This is a genomic window from Bacillus sp. 3103sda1 (assembly GCF_024159135.1).
GTDB classification, from domain to species: domain Bacteria; phylum Bacillota; class Bacilli; order Bacillales; family Bacillaceae_G; genus Bacillus_A; species Bacillus_A rhizoplanae.
On record NZ_JAMYWS010000001.1, the window covers coordinates 2615729 to 2640046 of the forward strand.

Sequence of the window (24318 nt, forward strand, 5' to 3'; positions counted from 1 at the left end):
AACATCCATCTGTTGTATCATCTTTCTATCTATGAATGTAGTACCATAGTATGAGAAACAAAGTATGAATTGGATTCTAATTCCTAAATAGTTAATTAAAAATGCACTTACTTATACATAAAAAAGACACCCCTTACATCATGTAAGAAGTGTCTCAAAAGGCGAACGAATATGTAAGTCGCGATCCTACTGTATATATTTATGTCTTATAAGAAAAACTTATTCCCTATTTACTTGAGAAAATGCGGGTTACATTTCATCATTCTAATATACCGTACTTCTTCTTAAAGCGTGTCAATATTTTAATCCAAGATGTGCTAAACACCAAAAGAAAAAACACATTGGAAAGTGCATGTGCAAGATCAAAATAAAAGCTTGTAATGTATGCCTTTATAAAAGTATCCCATGTTAGTTCTTTCAAAAAACCAATAAGAAACCATAAATTCATAATCCAGTTAAAAGCAAATCCTGCTATAAATCCAAAGAGAACTCTTCCCCATAATGTTTTCATCATCCACGTATGACGCAGCAGTCCAGCTGAAAAACCCATCATACCCCAGCAAAACATTTGCCACGGGGTCCAAGGTCCTTGTCCTAGGAATATATTAGAAACTAACGCAGCTGTTGCACCGATAAGAAAACCCGTCTCACTACCAAATACAATTGCAGATACAATAATAACAAACGAAGTTGGTTGTACACTCGGAATAATAGAAAATGGAACGCGGCTAATCGCAGCAATTGCCGCTAGGACAGCTACAAGTACAATTTCACGCGAAACAAAAGCTTTTTTCTCGAAACGCACATAAAATGGCAACATAATCACAATTAAAAAGAAAAGACTGCACCATATATAATATTGATCCGTCACAAAAGACGTAAATAAAAGTGTAATAATCAACACTAAAAAAACGACTACAACTATACCAACATATCTTTTGGACACGCCTCAAACACATCCTCCCATGTTAAAGCATACGGCAGTTGTTTACGAATAAAACGATTAACAGACGTTGTATAAAAAAAGTTTTCACTAAAAAAGCGTGCCGGTGTGTCTTCCATAATAATTTTCCCATCAAATAACATGATACAGTTATCCACATATTTTGCTGCAAACTCAATATCATGCGTCGCCATAACAATCGTCGTTCCTTCTCTTTGTAATTGCTGAAACAACTCGCCAAGCTCTTCTTTCTTTCCTGGATCTAGTCCCTTTGTTGGTTCATCTAATAATAATAGATTCGGTTTTGATAGCAACACTGTACAAAGCGCAATTAATTGCTGTTCTCCGCCGCTACAATCATGCGGATGCCGCTTACGAATATGCAAGATTGAAAACTTCCGAAGCATTTCTTCTACTTTTTCATTCGCTTCTCTTTTATATAATTCTTGCGCACGGCTAAAAAGCTCGTCCCAAACAGTATCATGTGTAAAATGATAGTGAGGGTGCTGCGATACATAACCGATTTTTTTAAAGCGCTCTGTTACTTCTGTTTTATGGATTAACTTACCTTCCCAGGTCACTTTTCCTCTGCGACATTTTTGCAGCCCTGCTAAAAGCGTTAATAAAGTTGATTTTCCGGTACCATTTTTTCCAACAAGTGCTGTCCATTGCCCCTGTTTAACCGCCAACATCAAATCCTGTAAAATAAACGATCCATGCTTTTTATATTGAAATGAAACGTGTTTTGCTTGTAATAATACATGTACCTTTTCTGTATGCTGCGATGATATATCATATTGAATTTCATTTAAAATAGGTCGAATTTGTTTCTGTGCATCACGCACTGTAAATGGAACTTGTTCAGCCTTCCATTCTAAAAACAAACGTGGAATTTGCGGAATATATGGGCGTAACTCTTCTACTTTCCACATTTCTAGAATTACTTCACTTGGGTTTCCATCATAAACAATTGTACCTTCATCCATAAAAACGATTCGGTCTGCCAGAGGAACCACTTCGTCTAAACGATGTTCACTCATAATGATTGTAATTCCTAATTCTTCATGAATTCGTTTCAATAGTCCTAAAAAATCTTTTGCTGCAATTGGATCTAGCTGTGCTGTCGGTTCATCTAATAACAACAATTTAGGCTGTAAAACAAGTACAGCAGCTAAATTTACAAGCTGCTTTTGTCCTCCAGATAACGTATGTACAGATTGATGCAACATATCTTGAAACCCTAAAAAACTGATTAATTCAGCAATTCTTTTTTGAATGACCGTTGTTTCATAGCCAACATTCTCAAGCGAAAATGCAAGTTCTTGAATAACAGTATCCATCACAAGCTGATTCTCTGGGTTTTGAAATACCATGCCGATTTCTTGAGCCGATAATAAGTCTGGTATTGTATGTAAAGATTCCCCATCATAATACATGCTGCCTTCTCTCATTCCAATTGGGAGAAGTTCTTTTTTGAAATGTTTTAATAACGTCGTCTTGCCGCAACCAGAACGTCCTGCTAACACGATAAATTCTCCATGGGAAACCGATAAAGATACATTACATAAAGCGGCAGACTCCTCGTCTGAATATGTAAATGAAAGCTGTTTTATTTCTGCATGCGCCACCATAACCACTCCCTTCCTTCTACTAAAATCGGTAGACTAATATACATAAGAAATGGAATAAACAAAAACAGATCATTTTGTTGCAAAAGGAGTGATTCTACTTTTGGATAAATCGTTAAAACACCATATCCTATACTTACTCCGAAAAGGCAATATACAAATAAAATTACTAACAAAGTAAGGACAAGCCAATCTCTATGTTCCATACGGTATCGAATATATGTACTTCGTTTTGTCACTCCAAATCCTCGTGCCTGCATAGAATCAGCGGTTTGAAGGGCTTCTTCTAATGAACAAACTAATAATACTTGCAAAAGCTTCATACCATTCTGTGCCCTTTCTTTCAGAGAACCCGCATCCACTTGAACTCCTTTTGTCTTTTGCACAAGTGTAATATGAGTGAGACGTCTCATAAATAAAGGTACAAAGCGAACTGTAATCATTGTAAGCAATGCTACTTTCGGAGAAATACGAGAAAATAAATATAAAAACTTATGACTTGATATCATTTCATTATAAGAAGCAAATGTAAACAAAATCGCAAACAATGATAACGCCATTGTATATCCATATGTCACTGATTCTAATGTAATCGGATTATAACCTATATAAAATAAAATTGTACTGCCTCGGTGTGTTAATAACAGATTTATAATTGTAATCATAAGAGCGAAAAAAAGTGAACTTGGTAACATTTTTTTCATTTTTTCTCCATTACCTTGTATGATATTTAATATGAGGATCATACAAATTGCACCAATTAAAAAAACAGGGTGAAGACATACCATACATAGTATAATCACCCCTACATAATACAGAAAATTAACGAGCGGATGCATAGAAGAAAACGCTAGTTTCATTGACCTTTACCGATCTTCTTTCCTATAATCTAACGTATAAAACCATTCAATTTTATCTCCTTGCTTCACTTTATACCTGCCAGCACCCATTTTAACATCAACACCATTTACACTATATTTCCAGCCACTTCCGCTACCTTTATCTTTCTCATATAAATTATTAATCCCTTGAACATATACACCATTTCCTGAACCAGTATATTCCATTTGAATTCCCTTTTGCTTCATTGTACGAGCTAATACTTTAAAAACAGTATCTCCCTCTTGAAGTTCTACTTCCGTTCCCCCTAAGATCGTACTTTGATCATCACGTACGGATATCGTAACCGTCTTTACCTCTTGTTGTGGTTGTGATTCCGTTTTTGGCTCTGGAGCAGGTTGTACCGGTGAAGGAGTCCCTTCAGAATGACCTTGTGCAGACTGTTGGTTTTCAGTTGTTTGTTGTACATTTTCCTGCTTCGGCGTTTCTTTCGGCTCATTTACAACTTTAGATTTTTCTTGAGATTGTGCTTTTTGCTCTTGATTTTGTGATTGTTCTGCATTTTGTTTTTGCTCTTGATTCTGTTCGGTAGATTTTGAATCTGCAACTTTTTCTTCTTGAGATTTTTCTTCTTGTTTCTGTTCTTGTTTCTGTTCTTCTGAAGATTGCTGTTCCTGTTTCTTTTCATCTTTTTGCTCTGTTTGTTTTGCGTCTGTCTTTTTATCTGTCTTTACCTCATTTTGACTACACCCAGTGATAAAACTAAGTGAGAAAACAAACAACACAAGCCATTTCATCATTTCCATCATTTCTCACACCTTTCGTAATAAAATTAGGAGCAAATATTTGCTCCTAATTTTGTCAAGCTGCTTTTTTTCTCCATAATACATATGCAGCGCCAATGCACAGTACGCCAAATGCAGCTGGCATAGCAGTATTTAATCGAGACATACCTGTTTCTGGTAAACTATGTTTTTCTACTTTCGCTTCCTTTTGTACAGTTTGATCTTCTGAAGCTACAACAGGCTGTTTATCCGCTTGTTTTTGTTCTTCCTCTGCTACAGATTGCTCATCACCAGTTGGTTGTTTCGGCTCTTCCGTTGAGTTATCCCCTTCATTGGTTGGTGTTGAAGCGTTTGTCCAATCGAAAATAGAACCTTTACCATTTAAATAGTTCTTATACTGAACAAGCGCTAACATCGCTTGCTCAGTTGCCATACTATCTTCCTCAGTATCGTTTGCCAACCATTTAAATCCACCATTCTCTAATTGATAAGATAGTAAATTTTGAACCGCATTATAATTATTTTTTGTATATGTAGTACTTGTTGGATCTATGCCAGCTGCTGCAAGTCCAAGAACAACTTCCGCTACACTGTTGACATTTTCTACACCGCCGGATGTAAATCCACCTTTATCTGTCTGTATACTCGCTAAATATTGCTTCGCTTTATCTAATGCTTGCTTTACTTCCGCTTGATCTTGATATGGTGCTAATGCTGAGAAAACCATTCCAGTTACATCTGCATCACTTGGTTCCTCTAATTTCCCCATATACGCCCAGCCGCCATCTGTATGCTGTGATTTTAAAATTGCATTTACTAATGTATCGCGGTTCCATTTCGCATCAACTGGCACGTCATATTTTTTTGTATCTAATGCAAGTAAACTAAAAGTATATCCTGTAATAGAATCTATTTTCTCAAAGTTATATAATTTTGAAATTAAGTTATTACTAGCAATATTTGTTGGGTCACCTTCTACCGCTGAAACTGCTAAAATTGTACGTGCTAACTCAGTGGAAGAGAATTTATTTTCCTTCTCTTTAATACGCTCTTCTAATGATTGTAAATAGTTTGATTTTATCTCTTTAGAAACTTCTTGACCTGATTGAGTTAGACCAATTACAACCCAGTCACTATCTATGCCATCTTTCATCATCTTTTGTGCAGTTTTTACAATTGCTTCATCAACTTTCTTCGTTACATCACCTTTTATAGGTTCTTGCGGTTTTGGTGTATCAGGTTTGTCCGTACCTGGGTTGTCTGTATCAGGCTGTTTCTTACATGTACCAAGTTCATCTAACACTTGCTGCAAAGTTTGTTGACTCATATTGTTCCAGTCTAAAACAAAACGATAAGCCACAACATCTCCATCTTCTAGCTTATAGCTATCTGCACCAACCATCGGTGATTTGTTATTCACTTCATAAGACCAGCCGCTCGTTTCACCAGACATTAATCCATCAATGCCTTTCACGTATACACCATACTTCGTGTTTTCTGCGGTTACTTTACTCCCCATTTCTTTTTGCAGTAAACTATAGGCCGTTTCTCCCTCTTGAATTGCAACTTCTTTTGGACATAGCATAATCCCTTTTTGTGAATCTCCAACAATTGCTAACGTTGCTGTTTTGCCTTCAGCAAAGGCAATGTGTACGGTATTTGCAAAAGACAAGAAAACTAATGCAATCGTCATGAATAACCATTTTTTCATGTTTGCCATACTATTTATTCCTCCCCTTTCCTAAAAATCGCATAAAAAAATACCCTCAAAGGGGCGCGCATAAACACGCTTCAAACAAGCGTTCAACGGATGCACAGCACCTCTATCTCCATAGGTTATTGTATTTGCATAGGTAAGGTACCCCGTTTATGAAATAATGACTTTTTGCATCTTCTGATAAAAAATGTAAAAAGTCTTCTCATTTACAGTAGCGGAGTAACATTGAAACTCCGCCGAACTTCCTCTTTTTTACCTAGTGAAACACTATGCTCCTATACAATTCACAATATTACAAAATTCTGTACTATTTTACTATTTTTATATTTTTTTGTCTATCATTTATCGTATTTGCTTTTTAAGAATACCAATATTCTTGTAACGCTCTTTTTAAAGCCTTATATTGATGTGCATTTGTATCTGAAAATATTTCTATCATTATTTACCTTCGAATTTCCTTTTCTTCACATCATGACTCATGGTGAATTTCTTTTTTACTTAGAATCACACCATCTTCATCAACATATACATAATCTCCTGGAATCCAAGAAACTCCCCCAAAGGACACAGGAATATTTGTTTCTCCTTTCCCTTCTTTCACGCTTCGCTTCGGCATCGTTGCAATCGCTAAAATACCGAACTCAATTTTACTAAGCTCTACACAATCACGAACACAGCCATATATAATAATACCTGCTAAATTTCGTTCCTTTGCAATGTTTGCTAAATTATCACCAAGTAACGCACAATTTGTTGAGCCTTCTCCGTCCACAACTAATACTGTACCCTCAGGTAACGTTTCTAGCGCTTGCTTCACAAGTACATTATCATCTTTCACTTTCACTGTTGCAATTTTTCCATGAAACTGCTTTTTCTTTCCGTATGATTGAAACAGAGGTTTACATACTTCCACTTCAGTTTCATATGCATCATATAGATCTGTTGTTCTCCACATCTTTTTCCCTCTTTTCTTTTCAAAATATATGTTACATATTCTTGTCCTTTCTCATTTTCCCTGTCTTATTTTGCAAAATTTTGTATACTAAAAATAAGAACCAAAAAAGGAAGTGTGGAAAATGAGTAGTAAAACAAACGCTTGTCGTTTATTAGATAAGCATAAAACTCCGTATACAATACATGAATATAAGTGGGATGAAGAAAATTTAGATGCAAAACATGTTGCTGAGCAAGTTGATTTACAATTAGAACAAGTCTTCAAAACTCTTGTCCTTCGCGGAGATAAAACTGGGGTAATTATGGCTTGTATACCTTCACATAAAGAGCTCAATTTAAAAGCATTAGCGTCTGCAAGTAAAAACAAAAAGGTAGAGATGGTTCCAATGAAGGAAATACTAGGATTAACAGGATACATACGTGGCGGTGTTTCACCTCTTGGCGTGAAAAAAAATTACCCACTTTTTATTGACGAATCTGCTGCAAATTTAAATCCAATCAGTATTAGCGCTGGAAAAAGAGGATTACAAATCTTTATTGATGGTGCAGACTTTATTAAAATTAGTAATGGAACACTTACATCTATTACTTCATGAAAAATCTGTCTCATACATGAGGCAGGTTTTTCATCCTCACTAAACTTTTCCATACCTCAAACTTTAAAAAAGTGTAGCTTTTATCAGCAGAGAGCTTAATGCCCTTAAGTAACAGACCAAAAAATGTTTGATAATTCAAATTAATCTTGGTATGATATAAAAAAAATTTAAGGAGAGATTGCTTATGTTAAAACGTAATACTTCTTTCCAACTTCATCATCATATATAACGCCTTGTATCCGAAGAATTTTTTCTTCGTGGGTACAGGGCTATTCCTGTTACCCACGAAGCGACTATAAAGCTATGTGGGTATTTTTATACCTACATAGCTTTTTTATTTCAAAAAGGAGTGATAAATATGAACTTACAAAATGTAAAAGGAACAAAAGACTATTTACCAGAAGAACAAGTACTGCGTAATACAATTAAGCGGACTTGTGAAGAAACATTTGAAGCTTACGGCTGTAAGCCATTAGAAACACCTATTTTGAATATGTACGATTTAATGGCTTATAAATATGGAGGAGGTGCTGAAATTTTAAAGGAAATGTATACCCTTCGTGATCAAGGCAATCGTGAACTTGCACTGCGTTATGATTTAACAATTCCTTTCGCAAAAGTTGTAGCTATGAATCCAGAAATCCGTCTTCCGTTTAAACGTTATGAAATCGGGAAGGTATTTCGTAATGGTCCAATTAAACAAGGCAGATTCCGAGAATTTGTACAGTGCGATGTAGATATTGTTGGAGTTGAATCCATTATAGCGGAAGCTGAATTAATGGTAATGGCACTCGATATATTTAACAAATTAAACCTAGATGTAACTATTCAATATAACAACCGTAAGCTATTAACAGGAATATTACAAGCTATTCAAATCCCTCAATCACAAATACAAGATGTTATTTTATCTGTAGATAAACTTGAGAAAATCGGCATTGAAGGTGTAAGAAATGATTTAATAAATCGAGGATTACAAAACGAAACAATCGATATATTATGTAAGACGTTGGAAACATGTGTATCCATACAGCTCTCTGAATTTGATAAAATATTCTCTGATCCACTTGTAAAGGAAGGCGTTACTGAACTCCAAGAACTTAAGCAATACTTACTTGCACTTGGAGTTGAATCTAATACAGTATTTTCTCCTTTTCTCGCAAGAGGTCTTACAATGTATACAGGAACGATTTATGAAATCTTTTTAACGGATGGTAGTATTACCTCTAGCATTGGTAGCGGTGGCCGGTATGATCATATTATCAGTGCCTTTCGAGGTGATAATAAATCTTATCCGACAGTTGGAATTTCATTTGGTTTAGACGTCATTTATACTGCGCTTATACAAAAAGAACGTGCCTCCTCTTCTGTCGATATCTTTGTCATTCCACTCGGAACGCAGGCAAAATGTTTAAAAATTGCACACACATTGCGAACAAATGAAAATTTAAAAATAGAACTCGAACTAACAAATCGTAAATTAAAACGTGCCCTTAACTATGCAAACAAAGAAAACATTCCGCATGTACTTATTGTCGGTGAAGAAGAAATAAATAACAATGTAGCGGTTTTACGAAATATGAAGGAAGGAACTGAACAAAATATACCTCTTGCTTGTATTGAAAATGGTACGTTAAAACAATATTTATATCGTTAATCGCACCAATCTCTCACATACCATATTTTTTATTAAAAAGTTGTGTTATGTATTTGTTGCAACTAATCATAAAAGGAGAAACGTACACATCTGCTACGTTTCTCCTTTTATTACATAGGCTATATATAAGATAAGATTTAATTTCATCTTCATTTTTTATTAAAGCTTATTCAAAAATTGATTTAAATCTTGCTTTGTTTTCGTAGTTAACGTTTTTAACTTTTTTAAATCCTGCTTTTGTTTTTCCATTTCAACAATTAGTGGGTATAAATTTTGTTCGATTGTTTTATAATCGGATGGATGTTTTGTTTCAACTTCCTTCTCAACTACATCCCATTTATCAGCAATCTGCTTTCCTAGTTTATTTACAGTTTCTTGTTTCGGATTTGCTTTCAATTGCTTGTCCACTTCTTCTATTAACTGTACAACTTCTGTTACTCCACTTTTCATACTAGCATTTTGCTTTGCATTTGTTGATTTTGTTTCTTTTGTTCCGTTTTTCTCATTTTTCGTTTGTTCTGTATTCGTTGATGTCGCTTCAGTTTTCCCATCTGCACTTGTTGTTTTTGAGTCCTTCTCCTCATTTTTACTCGTATTTGTTTGGTCTGCACTTGTTGTTTTCGCTTCTTCTTGAGCGTTTGTTTGTTCCTTTTTACTTTGATTTGCTTGATCTTTTTCTGTTGAGGTACCGCAAGCTGTAATGGAGAGCATCGCTCCAATCGCCAATGAAGCAATCGATATTTTTTTCAAATTCATAATAAGCCTCCTAAAATTACAATTTCACCTCCCAAATAGTTTTCTATATCCTTACAAAAATTCCTTTTATTATTTATTACAAACACAAATTTCTCAATAAAGTGAAACCTCCATCAGTGGGGGTTTTTTCATCCCCCACTGATGGTTAGTTGAACCAATCGGGCTTTTACGGACAGTTAGCCCCCACCTATCTTCTTCGCTTTTTTCTTCATCTTGAGGTGGGGGTCTTACTGTCCGTTAATGCGGGATAAAATCCTCCTGTCGAATGAATAACCTGCCCCGTTACCCATGCTGCTTCTTCACTTACTAAAAAAGCGATCAACTGAGCTGCATCCTTCGGCTCCCCAACTCTTCCTGTTGGAAACCTTGTTACAAGATATTGTTTCATTTCTTCATTCATCCACCCTGTATTGGTTGGTCCTGGATTAACCGCATTTACTGTAATCCCCTTTTTCGCAGCAGCAGGTGCAACTGAAGCTGTAAATGTTTCGATAGCCCCCTTTGTTACGGCATATGCAAGTTCATCTGGCATCGGCGCTAATGATTGCCCCGACGTAAGGTTAATAATTCTTCCGCCTTTTTCTTTTGTAAAGTGCTTCATAAATAGTGTACTTAACAAAATCGGCGCCCTTATATTTACTGTATAATGCGAATCTAACTTTTCCACATCGATTGAATCATAATTTGTATTTATAGAATACGCAGCATTATTTACTAAAATTGTCGGCTCTCCAAAATGTTCTGATACCATATATAACAAACGGTTCGGTGCATAAGACTGCGCCAAATTAATCTCAGCCATATCACAACGTACGCCAAAACTTTCAACTTCTTCTTTTAATAAAAACGGTTCATCTCTTTCCATCCCCCAAGGCATTGTTTTATCATAGCGAGGCCAATAAGTAAAAAAGATATCTGTCCCTTTCTGAGCTAATTCTTTGCAAACCGCTGCTCCAATACCATGTAACCGAGTTGCACCTGTGACAATTGCAATTTTCCTCATAGCGACTTCTTCCCCTCATATAATAAATCCTCTGTATAGTAACAGAGGATTTACAATTTATTTAATATTTGCTAGGATACGTTCAGCACCCAGTTGTAAACTACGAGATACAATAACATTTACAATAGTAAAAACAACTAGGATACTTAAAAACATACCCCACATTCCAATTCCTAATAAGAAAAATAACGCACATACTCCACCAACAGTAATACCAACTAATAATACATTAACAAGCCAATTCCAAAGCGTAGTATAACGACCTTTAAACATTTTTTGTTCAGAATCCCAATGAATATCAGCTGTTTGTGCATCCCAGCGTGTGCCAATTAAATTGTTTAACCATAACCCATTTGCACATAGCAAGAACCAAAGTAAGATAAATACTGGCGACACACCACCTATAATGATAAGCACAAGACCAAAGATAGCTAAAATAGTGGTATTAATGAGCCAAGCTGTAAATACTTTCGCAAAGAAAATGCCGTCTGCCTTGACTGGTAAATAGCGATTGATAAACCAAGTGCGACCTTCTCTTGAAAAAGATGTTGTCGCAATAACGTTTGATCCCATTAAAAACATACCTGCACAAAAGGCAAGACCAAGCGCAAGACTTGCTGTTTCACTATCTTTTGCAAATTTATTTAACCAAGCTAAGTTGCCGTCTTGCACAAAAATAATAAAGAAAAACATAATTGGCATAACAAATGTTTGCACAATACAGTTAATAAAGAATTGTGGCGTGCGAAACAAAATACGAAACTCTTTTTTCACATATGCTTTCCAATGTGAATTTTGTATAGTAGCTTTATTAAAATTCTCAGAAGAAATCACTTCTTTTTTCGCAGTACTATTCGAAAGTCCAATAACTCCTTTTAAATATGTACGCTCCGCAACATAGAAAAACAGTACATAAAACGCAAATGAAATGGCAGCGAAAAGAAGTAAATATAAAATTCCTTTCCACGAAACACTTTCTATTAACGCCATTGCCCCAAAATATGTTGTCGGAAAATAGTTTGTCATTTCTACTAGAAACGAAGATTGATTATTTACAAAATAGTCTGCTGTCATTTGTCCGGAAGCAGCACTTCTATTTTTCCATTGAATAAATACATTAATGCCTACAATCATCAACAAAGTAAATAAACCCATTAACATATTACTTCGATCTTTATTTTTTGCGATATTTGTATAACGCATAATTACTGTCATGAGAAGCGAAGCGAGAACTAACGGAATAATTGGGAAAAATATGTAAACAATTAGAGCGTATACATAATATGTAATAAAAGCATTACTTTGCAACCCATACACAATAAAGATTGGAAATAAAACAAAAGAAGCCATCACATATTGTGTAATTAAAACTGTAATAAACTTTGCAGTAATAATATGGGCTGGCTGAAGTGGTAATGGTAATAACATTTCAACGTCATCATTATAATAAAATACTGTTAAAATTGTCGTAATACTAACCACAAACACCCATATACTTCCAATCGCTAACCCCATGCCAATAAGTAAGTTTTCCTGACCAACTTGTTTTAATCCCCCATACATTCCATATGCAAGCGGACCTATAAACAAAAATCCAACACACATAAGGCCCAAAAATGAAAATAAATATACAGCACGCTTCTTCTTATCGGTTAACATGTCGGCATAATTCATTTTTAATAATATTTTTGTTAACATCCAAATCTTATTCATTTTCCGTCATCTCCAAGAACATTTTTTCAAGAGATTCATTAGATTCAAAATGCTCTCGCATTTCTGCTAAATTCCCTCGAAATTGAAGTGTTCCTTTATTAATAATCGCAACTTGATCACATAACTTTTCAGCCACTTCTAGCACGTGCGTCGAAAAAAATACCGTTTTCCCTTTATCGGCATGTTCACGCATCATTTGTTTTAATATAAATGCTGACTTGGGATCTAATCCTGTCATCGGTTCGTCTAATACCCATACATCTGGATCATGCAAAAGAACTCCGATAATAATAATTTTTTGACGCATTCCATGTGAATAACTTTGAATTTGATCGGACAATGCTTCGTATAAACTAAAACGTTCTGCTAGTGTTCGAATCTTTTCTTGACGCACATCTTTCGGAACATCGTACATATCCGCCATAAAATTTAAATATTCAATCCCTTTTAAGCGTAAAAACATATCGGGACTATCAGGAACATACCCAAATAACTTTTTCGCTTCAAGCGACTCTTTTGTAATGTCTTTTCCATTTACAGAAATCGTCCCGCTATCAAGAGAGTGAACACCCGTTATCATCTTAATTGTCGTTGATTTCCCCGCACCGTTTGGGCCTAAAAAACCAAATATCTCTCCACTCGGCACTGTTAAATCCAAATTTTTTACCGCAAATTTACTACCATTATAGCTCTTTGATACATTAATAATTTCAATCATCAGTATCCATTCCTTCCCTGGTTTTCCAATAATCACTATCTAATTATAGCATAATACATTTTTAGATTTTTATAACTTTTTAGATTTATTAATTATTAATATCCTAGACTTTTCATTTTCAACTTACATACTTTATCCCGCATTAAAGGGCAGTAACCCCCCACTGATGGAAGTTTCACTTTATTAAAAATGATAAAAAACGAAGAGGATTATCTCTAAAAAATCCCCATCAAAGACAAAAAAGAGAGTGCTTATATGTTGCACTCTCTTTTTCTTTATTTTTTTTACTACACCGTATTTTTCATCCATAAAAATATATATACGAAGCTACTCCAACTACTAAAATGACCCCTAAACAAAGATAAATGATAGAAAGTCTCGTTATATTTCCTTTTGTTGAAGTTCCATAATCTTCTTGCTCAGTTTTCCCAACCATTACCGTTCCAATAACCGTTAATCCTACTATTATTAATATTACTAATATCCATAGTAGCATGTCCCTATCCCCTCCCTTAGTTACAGATTTTTTACTATTTATAGTGTTAACAACGTGGATATATTTGTAAATGTTTTGACAATTCTTGAAATAACTACAAATACTATTAGCATCTTTTTTTCATAACAATCGGTTTTGCTTGTATCCATTGCACAATCAATCTCGGAAAAATGTGAGTGCGCAAAATTTCTTCGTCCTCATTTCCAGAAAGCCCACACCTATCTTCTTCAACTTCCTAAAATCTTGAGATGAGAGTCTTATAACATAAAGCATACTCTGTCTACAAGTGAAGAAAAAAAAGAGAGCGATTCTAAAAATCGATTTCATCGCTCTTTAGACCCTCTCCCTTAAATTTTCTCTTTCTTCTAACTTGTCTTTCGTAAATCCAATCCCTTGTTCAGCATATTGCTCCACAGAACCATAAATAATGTTAATTTCATTAACGACTGCTTGTAAATACTCCACTCTTATCTCGAACATTGCACCTAAAGAGTAAAGATTGCTTGTACTTTTCCAAAGGACGTGCACGGCGTTCCTCGAAATACATAGGTAATTTGTTCATCTCCAAAATCTTGATATACAACTGTACCTCTTTGTGGATGCGTATAGTATTCACAGTTTCCAATCTTTAGCGGGGAACTATAGTTTCTGATCCATGAGGATACAGGGCGATAACTATAATTTGTATGACGACATGCCCATAGCGCATATAACTGCTCTTTTGTATCCCAGTATATATACTGTGTTTCACGATTACCAAAACCAACAGACTCTAGCTTCCATGAACTCGGAACTAGAAGCGGTAATGATACAAATTCTTTTTCTTCTGGAGAACACCATATAGAACAACGATTAATTTCGCCTACACTATCTTCCATATGAGCCTGAAAGCTTAGACGGTGAAATGGTAATTTCATTTGTCGTTTTGCTGTCTCTAATTCAAATGGCTGTAATCCATACAAAAATTCCTCCATCTGATGTTGTTCTATAACTCCATTATCAATAGAAATTTCAATTTGCATTTTCCACTTAGAAGTTACATAACTATCATTTCCTTTATAATTTATACCACGCCAATATGTTAGTGTGTTATATCGAAAACATTCTCCCTGCGCTTGGCACAGGCAACTATCAGGAAAAGTTGGTTCCATAATATCCAGAAAAAACTGTTTCACACGAAACATTCCTGTGGGTGTTATCACCTGAAACCAAAGCGTTTCCCACTTCCCGCTCTCCTGCCGTTGTGATATGTGTTCTATATGCCAGTCTGGAAATAAAAATTCAGGATATAAAGGAATTATTCTTTTAAATGTTTGTTTTAACATGCAATTCCTCCCCTAAATTTATTTCTTTAGTACTTCGAAGGGGAGCTCTATTTATCCTTTTCTAATCACCCTTGTATATTTCTCTATCTTCCCTAACTGTATACAGTTGTTGTTAGAAAACACTCGTTTCATGGCATCGTTCATTTCGTCAGTGCTACCTACATAATATGAGGCACCAATTTCTTTTAAAATGTATAATGCTTTTTCATGAAGCTTTGTCCCGTATCGTTTATCACGCATATTCGGGACAATACCAAGATAGAACAATCTCCCTTCTTCTACCGTACCTGGCTCTATATGCGGCAGAATAACACCTACTGGATCTTTTCCTTGAAAGGCGACTAAACAATGTTCGTTCCATCTGTCGCCAATTTCTGTTTGAAAAGCATATAATAATTGATCTATAGATAACGTTTCTTTCGTAGTTAAAGAAAACTGCATAGATTCCAGCCAAATTGTTTTAAAAATGTCTTCTCCTACTTCATCTATTGTTTTCAGCGTAAACGGAACTTCCACATCTGTAACATCAGATAAATCTTTCAGTACCATAACACAACTTTTTTGATGCTGAAATTGTAAACGCTGAAACACCTCTTCATAATATGTATAATTTGGACTTTTTGATGAAATAACGAAATGTAAATGTAAAACTCCTTTATCCGTTGCTTTTTCTGTCCAAAATTGTACAACCTCTGTAATTTGTTCCTTTGTAAAGGAAACTGTATTATTTTCTTCAATCGTAATATAGTGCGGTTCTCCTACTAATACTTTAAAATCTCGTTCCATATTAACCAATTGATTCATTCCTTAACCTCTTTCTGTAAAATTTTAAAAATAACATGTTTTCTATTGCATGAGCAGGAGTTTTTATGAATATGTAGAATATTAGACATTTAATGTTTATAACGTAAAGATTCCATATAATAAAGAATTTCTTCACCCTTCATCAATGATTAACCTAAACAATTAGGCTCTTATAAAGTGAAACTTCCATCAGTGGGGTTTTTTTCATCCCCCACCTATTTTCCTCGTCTCTTTTTGAATCTTGAGGTGGGGGCTTACTGCCCGTTAATGCGGGATAGACACTAGAGTGTCTTATCGATAAAGCTATAACGAGGGGGAGCATCATTGAATACCATTATGTTGCAGCAATTACTAGAAACCATTCAGAAAAACGGATATTTACTACCTCAAAATATAGATTTAAATCAATTAAGCTTACATATGCTAGAGCATATCGGAACATTAGACGGCTACTTACGTGATCAACTGATTTACTCTACCTTTTCTCACCTTATTTCACGTGATTATTTTCCTGAGGCTCAGTTAGAAAAGTTACTTATGCTAACTTTAGAAGAACAATATTTATATTGTGGCATCACTTCTGATAACACGAATAGTGTGTTTACACGTTCTTTTACAACATTATTAATTGCGTTGATATTATGTGCAGATAATAAAACAAACTTTTTAACACAAGAAACTATTCTTACTGTAAAAGAAAAATTAGTAGACTATATGAACCAGGAAATTGATTTACGAGGGTATGTACAACCTTATGGGTGGGCACATAGCATCGCTCATGCGTCAGATGCTTTCGATGCCCTTATTCATAATCCAAAATTACCGCCACAATATTACGAAGAACTAACCCATTGCCTTTTAAATAAAATATTCGTTTATTCCATTGTATATCATTTTGATGAGGATGAGCGCATTATTACCCCTCTTCTTTCTATGATATCCCTCGGTTTCTCGCAAAAGCAGCTATTCGATACGATTCGCATCAAACTAAACTTGCTGCCAATATATAAAGCGAGACTCCCAATCAATGAATATTGTATTCTATGCTCAAATATAAAAAATTTCTTGCGTAGTTTATATTTTAGATCAGTACATAATATTCAACTAACTTATACAGCCTCGCAAGCAGAGGTGATGTTAAAAGAACTACCAACATTTTATTAATATACGGAGGAAAACAATGGATATCGAAACAATACAAAATGCAATTGAAGCACACCATTGGGATTATCCTGCTCAGCTAATTCCAAATGAAGTTGAGTTTATTCATACAACGGATCTCATTATGATTAAAAATAAAAATATCCCTAGCATTCAAGCCAATAAAGTTGTTCGTTTTGCATCACAGCAGCCATTAGAAACGGCATTGCGCTTTTTTCAAAATATACCATTCTCTTGGTGGGTTCCTTCGCAGCAAAAAGAATTAATTACAGCAATAATAAATCATAAATTTGCATGTATTGATGAATACGTTGGGGTCGCTTTACAATTATCAAGCTTTCATATTCCAGATTTACCAAATACATACTCATTCATTGATGTAAAAACAGATGAGGACATCGCAAAGCTTGTTGATGTAAGCATTACGATTTGGGACTATCCTCCCTCAGCAAGAGACAATCTTTTTCAGCAGCGAAAATCGTATATTGAAGCTAGCGGTGAAAGTAGTGGTTATATCATTTGCTGTGACGGGAATGTCGCTGTCGGCTATGCAAACTATAGATACAGTCATGATGGATCTGTAGTTTATTTAAATGGTTCCGGCGTATTACCTACTTATCGCAAGCAAGGGATTTATAAGCATTTAGTTTATAAACGGTTACAAGATGCAAAGGAAAAAGGCATTATTTTAGCAACATGTCAGGCAAGAAAAGGTCATTCTGCTCCCATTTTAGAAAAGTTAGGATTTACTCCATACGAAACATACTTACAATTTGCGCGTATGTAATATGAACAAAGGAAAAGGTGTATATATGGGATATGTCGAAGAAATGCGCAGCTTAGTTGGAAATCGTCCACTCATTTTAATAGGTTCACATGTGATTATATTAAACGAAAATAATGAAGTACTACTTCAACTTCGCAGTGATTACAATTGTTGGGGCATAATTGGTGGTGCACTTGAATGTGGTGAAACCCTAGAAGAAGCCGCTAAACGAGAAGTTTATGAAGAAACAGGTTTAATCGTTAAACATTTAGAACTATTTCAAAATTTTTCTGGGAAAGAATTCTTCAATGTTTACCCAAATGGAGATCAAGTATATGGTGTTCTCGCTACATATATCTGTCGTGATTTTGAAGGAACATTACGTATCGATCACGAGGAATCAAAAGATTTACGATTCTTCCCTATTCATAATCTTCCTACCAATTTGGGATCATTACATAAATTAATTTTAGACGCCTTTTTAAAAAATGTTATAGACTGAACATCGCTGATCTAATTGAATTTTTCTAATCATTTTCATGAGATTTAGATAATACCTGATTTCCAAAAAATCAAATATAGAAACTGGAGGTTATCACTCATGTCTCAAGTAAGCCTGAAAAAAATAACTTCTGAAAACTAGCGGGGGGCTCTTGGGCTTTCTGTAAATAGTGAGCAACAAGAATTTGTTGCTGCAGTTACACCTCCTGTTGCTATTGCTCTTGCTAAGGCATACATTAGACCAGACGATAGAATTATCGAACCTTATGGGATCTACAATCAGCAGAAAATAGTAGGTTTCTTTAATCTACACTATACACCTGATAGCAAAGAAGACTTTTGGCTTTTTCATGTTTTCATCGATAAAAGATTTCAAAGAAAGGGATTAGGATCCTCTGCGCTAGAAGTGTTGATAAAGCATATCAAAGATACGCATCCTTCTTGTCATTGCATTCGTTTAACTGTACACCCTAAAAATGATGCAGGTAAGAAATTCTACACAGAATTTGGATTTACCGATGATCATATACTTACATACGGTGAGCTGACATATTCCTTGTATATTTAGAAAATTATCAATCAGGCATGACAACTACCGATAACATTGATTATGTGAATAGAAAGTTTCTTCAGATCTTCTGAAGGAAATTTTAAAGGTTTTGCGATATATTGATTTTATGTTAACAAAAGGTGCTTTCATGTACAGAAAACACCTTTTCAGTCTACAACTAATTTTTAATAAGACAAAAGGAACCAAATCTTTTCCTTTTCACATTAACATCCAATCCGTTTTTTTATTTCCGCTAAATTCTTCTTAGCAATTTCTCTTGCGCGTTCTGCTCCTTTTTTGAGTGCTTCCTGAAGCAACTGCGGCTCATTCATATACATTTCATATTTCTTTCTTGGCTCCTCTAACTCCCGGTTGATGACTCGAAGTAGCTCTTTTTTTACATCCCCCCAGCCGATGCCTGTTGCGTATCGTTCTTTCATTAATGTAACTTCCTCTGCTGTAGCAAACTCTTTATACAACATAAATAATGTTTCAAGTTCCTTCGGTTCACTTGGTAAAGATGAATCCGTTTTAATCTTGAAAATAAGCTTTTTCAACTTTTCTGGCTCTTCAAATAGCGGAATAACATTTCCATAACTTTTACTCATTTTCCGTCCGTCAAGACCTGGTACAATTGCTCCTTCTTCTTGAATAATATACTCCGGTAATACAAAAATTTCACCGAATGCGTTATTAAAATACGAGGCAATATCTCTCGCAATTTCTACATGCTGAATTTGATCTTTTCCGACTGGAACATAGTTTGATTGAAATAATAAAATATCGGCAGCCATTAAAATAGGGTACGTATATAATCCCATGTTTACACCAGTATCTTCATCTACCCCTGCTTCTATATTTTGATCAACCTTTGCCTTATAAGCATGCGCTCGGTTCATTAAACCTTTTGGAGTAAGACAAGCCAAAATCCAGTACAATTCTAAAATTTCCGGTACATCTGATTGGCGATAAAAAATTACATGTTCATCTAAACCTAAAGATAACCATGTCGCTGCTACTTCCTTCGTATATTCACGAAATTTCATTGGATCTTGCACTGCATTTAATGCATGATAATCAGCAATAAAATATAAAGCCTCTCCTTCTCTTTGTTTAGAAAGCTGCAAGGCTGGTTTAATTGCTCCAATATAGTTCCCGAGATGCGGATGTCCAGTTGGTTTAATACCTGTTAACATAACATTTTTATTCACAACTACTCCTCCTTTATCACGCAAAAAAGTCCCTCAATCCTAAAAAGGACGAGGGACTCCCGCGGTACCACCTTTATTAGCTATAATTACATAGCTCTCTTTACGATTCGAATAACGTCGAAACAACCGTCATAACCTACTCAGTTCAGCTTGCAGCTCCAGAGCCCATTCCATATTTTTCCCTCACTGATTCCCACCAACCATCAGCTCTCTGTAAAGGTCAAAATATGTACTCTTCTCTATCATCGCTTTTTCTTATAAATTTCCCTTATTATACCATAATTATTTTTCATACAAAAGAGAACTTTCTGTCTTATTATGCAGGAATTTCCCTTTTTTTGTCTAATTAGATAAAGGTTTACGGAAAGGATTTATACAACTACGGAGGATTTATTATGGTAAAATACATTTCAATTCTTGGATCAACTGGCTCGATTGGGACATCAGCACTAGATGTAGTCGCTGCTCACCCAGAACACTTTCAAATTATCGGTCTAAGCGCAAATAAAAATATTGATATGTTAGAACAACAAATACAAACATTTCAGCCGCTCATTGTAAGTGTGAGTACGAAAGAATTAGCACATACACTGCGCTCACGAATTTCTACTAGAACAAAGGTTGTATATGGAGAAGAAGGATTGATTGAAGTTGCTACGCACCCCGATAGTAATCTTGTCTTAACTTCTGTCGTTGGCGTAGCAGGGCTTCTTCCAACAATTGAAGCTTTAAAAGCAGAAAAAGATATTGCAATTGCTAATAAGGAAACATTAGTAGCTGCTGGACATATTGTTACGGAATTAGCAAAAGAAAATCATTGTCGCCTTATTCCCGTAGATAGTGAACATTCAGCTATTTTTCAATGTTTAAATGGCGAAAATAATAAAGAGATTGAAAAATTAATTGTAACTGCTTCTGGCGGTGCATTCAGAGATAACACACGCGAAGAAATGGCACTGCTCAAAGCGAAAGATGCACTAAAACATCCAAATTGGCTAATGGGAGCAAAATTAACAATTGACTCTGCAACATTACTAAATAAAGGCTTTGAAGTAATAGAAGCACGCTGGTTATTTGACATTCCTTATGAAAAAATCGATGTTATGATTCATAAAGAAAGCATTATTCACTCTCTTGTAGAATTTGTAGATGGTTCTATTATCGCTCAGCTCGGGGCACCTGATATGCGTATGCCTATTCAATATGCATTCCACTATCCATCACGTTTACCATCTTCCTTCAAAAAGTTAAATTTATTAGAAGTTGGCAGCTTGCATTTTGAAAAACCTGATTCAGAGAACTTTCCTTGCCTCCACTATGCTTACGAGGCTGGGAAAGTTGGTGGTACAAAACCAGCTGTACTAAATGCTGCGAATGAAATTGCAAATGCTTTATATTTACAAGACAAGATTTCATTTTTTGACATTGAAAAAACAATTTATTCTGCATTAGAATCTCACCATAATATTGCTAATCCTTCATTAGAAGAGATATTAGAAGCTGATCACTGGGCCCGTCAATATGCCAATGAATTGCTTGTAAAAAATTAGAACTAGTTATACGAAAGAGTGAGAATCCTATATTCTCACTCTTTTCATAAAGGGGGCCTCCACTTGATACGAAAATTATCTCCTTCTTCTATTGAAGAAGCTGCGGAAATTTTAGAAGTTCAAATTTCCGCATATAAAATTGAAGCACAGTATATTCAAAACAATTCAATTCCTCGATTGTATGACACTATTTTGGATATTCAAAATTGTAATGAAATCTTTTATGGATACTTTATTGATGATACTTTAGCTGGGTTTATTTCATTTCTATATGAGGATGATGTTATTGATATTCATCGCCTCGTTGTTTCACCTACATATTTTCATAGAGGAATTGCAACGGAACTATTGCAACATCTATTTCAACTACATGAAGAAACAACGCCTTATATTGTACAAACTGGTAAAAAAAATACACCTGCTATTGCTTTATATAAGAAACATAATTTTATAGAAACGAAAGAAATTACATTACCAGATGGACTCGTTCTTGTACAGTTGAAAAAATCATAGCATACTGTTCAACTTAGAAAGCAAGAGAATAGCCGAAACTTTGCAGCACTGCAAGCTTCGGCTATTTGATATAACTTGAATTTGCTTTTCTCTTCGCACGGTGTCTCTTCACTTTTGCAATTGTTCCGCAAGCTCTTCCCCCTTCTCCTTCAGCGTACATGCCGCACCAACGTTTACTACCGTTACGAGATTGATCGTAAAATACCCACTTACAATCCGGACAAGCTTTCAATCTTCCCCACTGTTTATTTACAATCGCAGAGGCAATAATCCGTAACATAAATGTATATAAATTTTCCTCACCAATTGCTTGATATGTAATCCCATCTTCTCCATCCACAGTCATTACTTGTAATGGATATTTCTCGAACAACGGCTTTAACGACTTCTGCTGTTCAACCGCCTCTCGAATAGTGCCGCGGAAACTTTTTACTTCCTCCACCGAACCAAAAGGTAACTCTTCATCCCATTGTTCATTCATAAACAAATATACATTTTCTTCTGTTTCAAAAAAATCAACCGGTTTTCTTGTTTCATTTGGGATTCTCCATGTATTTAAAAACGCTCTTATACTTTCTAACATCTCTGGTGCAGTTTGGTTGCTACTCAAAATCACCACCAACTTTCCATCGTTTACTTTTTTTCTTATTTTCAGTATAATCATAACATAAAAATGTTAACCGTTAAAATAAATAGAAGGTTAACAAAAAGAGGTGGACATTTTGAAATCTTTTTCATTACCTATTCGTTTTGTATTATTTTCTACTTTTTTTATGACGCTTGGTCATTTTGCAGTAATGGCTTTTCTAGCTATCTATTTATCTAATTCTTTACATTTTTCTGCTATGCAAGTTGGCACAATTTTAACAGCGCTTACAATTACCTCTCGAATATTTCCGTTATTTACAGGAATACTTGCAGATCGGGTTGGTTATATCATCATGATGATAACCGGAACCATTTTACGAGGTATTGGCTTTCTTTCTCTAGGGATATTTTCTGGATTTTATACTATTATGCTTGCAACAATATTCATTGGATTTGGAACTGCTTTCTATGAACCATCTGCACGTGCTATTTTTGGTTCTCAACCTGCTCATATAAGAAAGGATACATTTACATACTTAAATCTCTTCCTTAATGGAGGAGCAATCATCGGGCCAATTGCAGGTAGTGTATTGCTTCATTGGGATCCACTATATCCATTCTTATTTACAGGATCACTCATGTTCGTTCTAGCATTCCTTTTCTTTCTTCTTAGATCTCACTTTCATGTTACTGTACACGAAACACAACTGTTAACGGGAATAAAAGTGGCTGTGCAAAACAAGCTCTTTTTATCTTTTTCACTCATCATGGTGTTTTTTTATACGATGTTTACACAACTTACGGTTGCATTACCACTTCATATGAATAATATAAGCCGCGACCAAGACTTAGTAGGACTCGTCATTACAATAAACGCCATTACGGGTTTTTTATTTATGATTGCATTTAAATATCTCTTCAAAAAATATCATGCACTTTCTCTTGTAAAGTATGGTGTATTACTAATGGGACTTTCTTTCCTTCTCATTCCAATCTCTTTTCATCCATATTGGCTATTGGTGTGTGTCATTTTATTTACTATCGGAGAAACACTCGTACTACCTAATACGGATATTGCTGTGGCAAACTTTAGTAACGAACAATACACAGCAACCTATTTTGGTTTCTTTCAACTATCGCTTGCCCTAGGATTTACTATTGGAAACTATACAGGGACTTTCTTTACGAAATATTGGAAAGATATGAGTTTTCCTTGGATTATTTTTGGTCTGTTAGGCGTGGTTGGATTTTCACTCCTTCATTTTTTGAAACCAAATGTTAAAAGGAATGAAGATCCATTGAATATAAAACAGAGTATGTAATGTTCTTACATACTCTGTTTTCATCTTCACACGTTTTAAATTAATCTACTATCAATCCAAAAATAACCTTTTTTTCATATATTTGTTATAATATAAAAATAGAATACTTACTCTAAATGAATAATGGAGGAGCTATTCACAACTGCTGACGTTCTCAACTTTAGGATACTATTCTATAACCCTCTTAATTTTACGAACGATTTTGAAAGGAGTGAAACATA

The 24318-nt window shown here is 35.0% G+C and carries 24 protein-coding genes, 1 pseudogene and 1 other annotated feature; of the genes and pseudogenes, 9 read left to right on the forward strand and 16 right to left on the reverse strand.

Annotated features, from left to right (window positions below):
• Positions 1-259 precede the first annotated feature (259 nt).
• The 6 genes from NKR74_RS12990 to rraA all read right to left on the reverse strand — a co-directional run bounded on the left by NKR74_RS12990 (position 260) and on the right by rraA (position 6868).
• Entirely contained in the window at positions 260-946 is a 687-nt protein-coding gene (locus tag NKR74_RS12990; RefSeq protein ID WP_098310790.1) for an ECF transporter S component, read from the reverse strand.
• Complete coding sequence (locus tag NKR74_RS12995) at positions 922-2574, reverse strand: ABC transporter ATP-binding protein (protein ID WP_253629827.1); 1653 nt, start codon at positions 2572-2574, stop codon at positions 922-924. Before NKR74_RS12995 ends, NKR74_RS12990 begins: the two co-directional genes overlap by 25 nt.
• A complete protein-coding gene (locus NKR74_RS13000; RefSeq protein WP_253629828.1) occupies positions 2553-3431 on the reverse strand; it encodes an energy-coupling factor transporter transmembrane component T in 879 nt (292 codons plus the stop codon). Before NKR74_RS13000 ends, NKR74_RS12995 begins: the two co-directional genes overlap by 22 nt.
• A gap of 6 nt (positions 3432-3437) precedes the next feature.
• Positions 3438-4217, reverse strand: coding sequence for a DUF4430 domain-containing protein (locus NKR74_RS13005; RefSeq protein WP_253629829.1), 780 nt, complete (start codon positions 4215-4217; stop codon positions 3438-3440).
• A gap of 55 nt (positions 4218-4272) precedes the next feature.
• The gene (locus NKR74_RS13010; protein WP_253629830.1) at positions 4273-5916 is read right to left on the reverse strand and encodes a DUF4430 domain-containing protein; all 1644 of its coding nucleotides are present in this window, start codon (positions 5914-5916) and stop codon (positions 4273-4275) included.
• Positions 5917-6382: 466 nt separating this feature from the next.
• The gene (gene rraA, locus NKR74_RS13015; RefSeq protein WP_253629831.1) at positions 6383-6868 is read right to left on the reverse strand and encodes a ribonuclease E activity regulator RraA; all 486 of its coding nucleotides are present in this window, start codon (positions 6866-6868) and stop codon (positions 6383-6385) included.
• A 121-nt stretch (positions 6869-6989) separates the two neighbouring features.
• Here rraA and ybaK point away from each other — a divergent pair, with 121 nt between their 5' ends.
• Positions 6990-7463, forward strand: a complete 474-nt coding sequence (ybaK, locus tag NKR74_RS13020) for a Cys-tRNA(Pro) deacylase (RefSeq protein ID WP_253629832.1) — start codon at positions 6990-6992, stop codon at positions 7461-7463.
• A gap of 358 nt (positions 7464-7821) precedes the next feature.
• On the forward strand, positions 7822-9120 hold the full coding sequence (locus NKR74_RS13025) for a histidine--tRNA ligase (RefSeq protein ID WP_253629833.1): 1299 nt from the start codon (positions 7822-7824) through the stop codon (positions 9118-9120).
• A 159-nt stretch (positions 9121-9279) separates the two neighbouring features.
• On the opposite strand, the gene NKR74_RS13030 is transcribed toward NKR74_RS13025, so the two are convergent.
• The 8 genes and pseudogenes from NKR74_RS13030 to NKR74_RS13065 form a co-directional block, all read right to left on the reverse strand.
• On the reverse strand, positions 9280-9876 hold the full coding sequence (locus NKR74_RS13030) for a hypothetical protein (RefSeq protein ID WP_098310798.1): 597 nt from the start codon (positions 9874-9876) through the stop codon (positions 9280-9282).
• A gap of 208 nt (positions 9877-10084) precedes the next feature.
• Positions 10085-10879 (reverse strand): SDR family oxidoreductase, encoded by a 795-nt coding sequence (locus NKR74_RS13035; protein WP_253629834.1) that lies wholly within the window; start codon positions 10877-10879, stop codon positions 10085-10087.
• 57 nt (positions 10880-10936) lie between these two features.
• Complete coding sequence (locus NKR74_RS13040; protein ID WP_253629835.1) at positions 10937-12592, reverse strand: putative ABC transporter permease subunit; 1656 nt, start codon at positions 12590-12592, stop codon at positions 10937-10939.
• Positions 12585-13310 carry an ABC transporter ATP-binding protein gene (locus NKR74_RS13045; protein WP_253629836.1) on the reverse strand — a complete coding sequence of 242 codons (726 nt, stop codon included), beginning with the start codon at positions 13308-13310 and terminating at the stop codon, positions 12585-12587. The genes NKR74_RS13040 and NKR74_RS13045 overlap by 8 nt, the downstream gene beginning before the upstream one ends.
• 301 nt (positions 13311-13611) lie before the next feature.
• Positions 13612-13806, reverse strand: a complete 195-nt coding sequence (locus tag NKR74_RS13050; RefSeq protein ID WP_098310801.1) for a hypothetical protein — start codon at positions 13804-13806, stop codon at positions 13612-13614.
• Positions 13807-14139: 333 nt separating this feature from the next.
• A pseudogene (locus tag NKR74_RS13055) lies at positions 14140-14295 on the reverse strand (tyrosine-protein phosphatase); the annotation flags it as partial.
• Positions 14292-15131, reverse strand: a complete 840-nt coding sequence (locus NKR74_RS13060; protein ID WP_253629837.1) for a hypothetical protein — start codon at positions 15129-15131, stop codon at positions 14292-14294. The pseudogene NKR74_RS13055 and the gene NKR74_RS13060, both read right to left, overlap by 4 nt.
• Positions 15132-15182: 51 nt before the next feature.
• A complete protein-coding gene (locus tag NKR74_RS13065) occupies positions 15183-15935 on the reverse strand; it encodes a GNAT family N-acetyltransferase (protein ID WP_253629838.1) in 753 nt (250 codons plus the stop codon).
• A gap of 336 nt (positions 15936-16271) precedes the next feature.
• On the opposite strand from NKR74_RS13065, the gene NKR74_RS13070 reads away from it, so the two are divergent.
• From NKR74_RS13070 to NKR74_RS13085, 4 genes are all read left to right on the forward strand, one after another.
• Complete coding sequence (locus NKR74_RS13070) at positions 16272-17099, forward strand: DUF2785 domain-containing protein (protein WP_375337701.1); 828 nt, start codon at positions 16272-16274, stop codon at positions 17097-17099.
• Positions 17100-17115: 16 nt separating this feature from the next.
• Positions 17116-17883 (forward strand): GNAT family N-acetyltransferase, encoded by a 768-nt coding sequence (locus NKR74_RS13075; RefSeq protein WP_253629840.1) that lies wholly within the window; start codon positions 17116-17118, stop codon positions 17881-17883.
• A 25-nt stretch (positions 17884-17908) separates the two neighbouring features.
• Positions 17909-18364, forward strand: coding sequence for an NUDIX hydrolase (locus NKR74_RS13080; RefSeq protein ID WP_253629841.1), 456 nt, complete (start codon positions 17909-17911; stop codon positions 18362-18364).
• Positions 18365-18577: 213 nt separating this feature from the next.
• A complete protein-coding gene (locus tag NKR74_RS13085) occupies positions 18578-18931 on the forward strand; it encodes a GNAT family N-acetyltransferase (RefSeq protein ID WP_309247654.1) in 354 nt (117 codons plus the stop codon).
• 206 nt (positions 18932-19137) lie between these two features.
• On the opposite strand, the gene NKR74_RS13090 is transcribed toward NKR74_RS13085, so the two are convergent.
• The gene (locus NKR74_RS13090; RefSeq protein ID WP_301287813.1) at positions 19138-20109 is read right to left on the reverse strand and encodes a tryptophan--tRNA ligase; all 972 of its coding nucleotides are present in this window, start codon (positions 20107-20109) and stop codon (positions 19138-19140) included.
• Positions 20110-20165: 56 nt separating this feature from the next.
• Positions 20166-20379, reverse strand: a binding site (T-box leader).
• A 140-nt stretch (positions 20380-20519) separates the two neighbouring features.
• On the opposite strand from NKR74_RS13090, the gene NKR74_RS13095 reads away from it, so the two are divergent.
• Together NKR74_RS13095 and NKR74_RS13100 are read left to right on the forward strand one after the other, a co-directional pair.
• On the forward strand, positions 20520-21674 hold the full coding sequence (locus tag NKR74_RS13095; RefSeq protein ID WP_253629843.1) for a 1-deoxy-D-xylulose-5-phosphate reductoisomerase: 1155 nt from the start codon (positions 20520-20522) through the stop codon (positions 21672-21674).
• A 63-nt stretch (positions 21675-21737) separates the two neighbouring features.
• Entirely contained in the window at positions 21738-22187 is a 450-nt protein-coding gene (locus NKR74_RS13100) for a GNAT family N-acetyltransferase (protein ID WP_253629844.1), read from the forward strand.
• Positions 22188-22248: 61 nt separating this feature from the next.
• On the opposite strand, the gene NKR74_RS13105 is transcribed toward NKR74_RS13100, so the two are convergent.
• Positions 22249-22770, reverse strand: a complete 522-nt coding sequence (locus tag NKR74_RS13105; protein ID WP_253631150.1) for a CGNR zinc finger domain-containing protein — start codon at positions 22768-22770, stop codon at positions 22249-22251.
• Between the two features lie 139 nt (positions 22771-22909).
• On the opposite strand from NKR74_RS13105, the gene NKR74_RS13110 reads away from it, so the two are divergent.
• Positions 22910-24097, forward strand: a complete 1188-nt coding sequence (locus NKR74_RS13110; protein ID WP_098310812.1) for an MDR family MFS transporter — start codon at positions 22910-22912, stop codon at positions 24095-24097.
• The last annotated feature ends 221 nt before the right edge of the window (positions 24098-24318 follow it).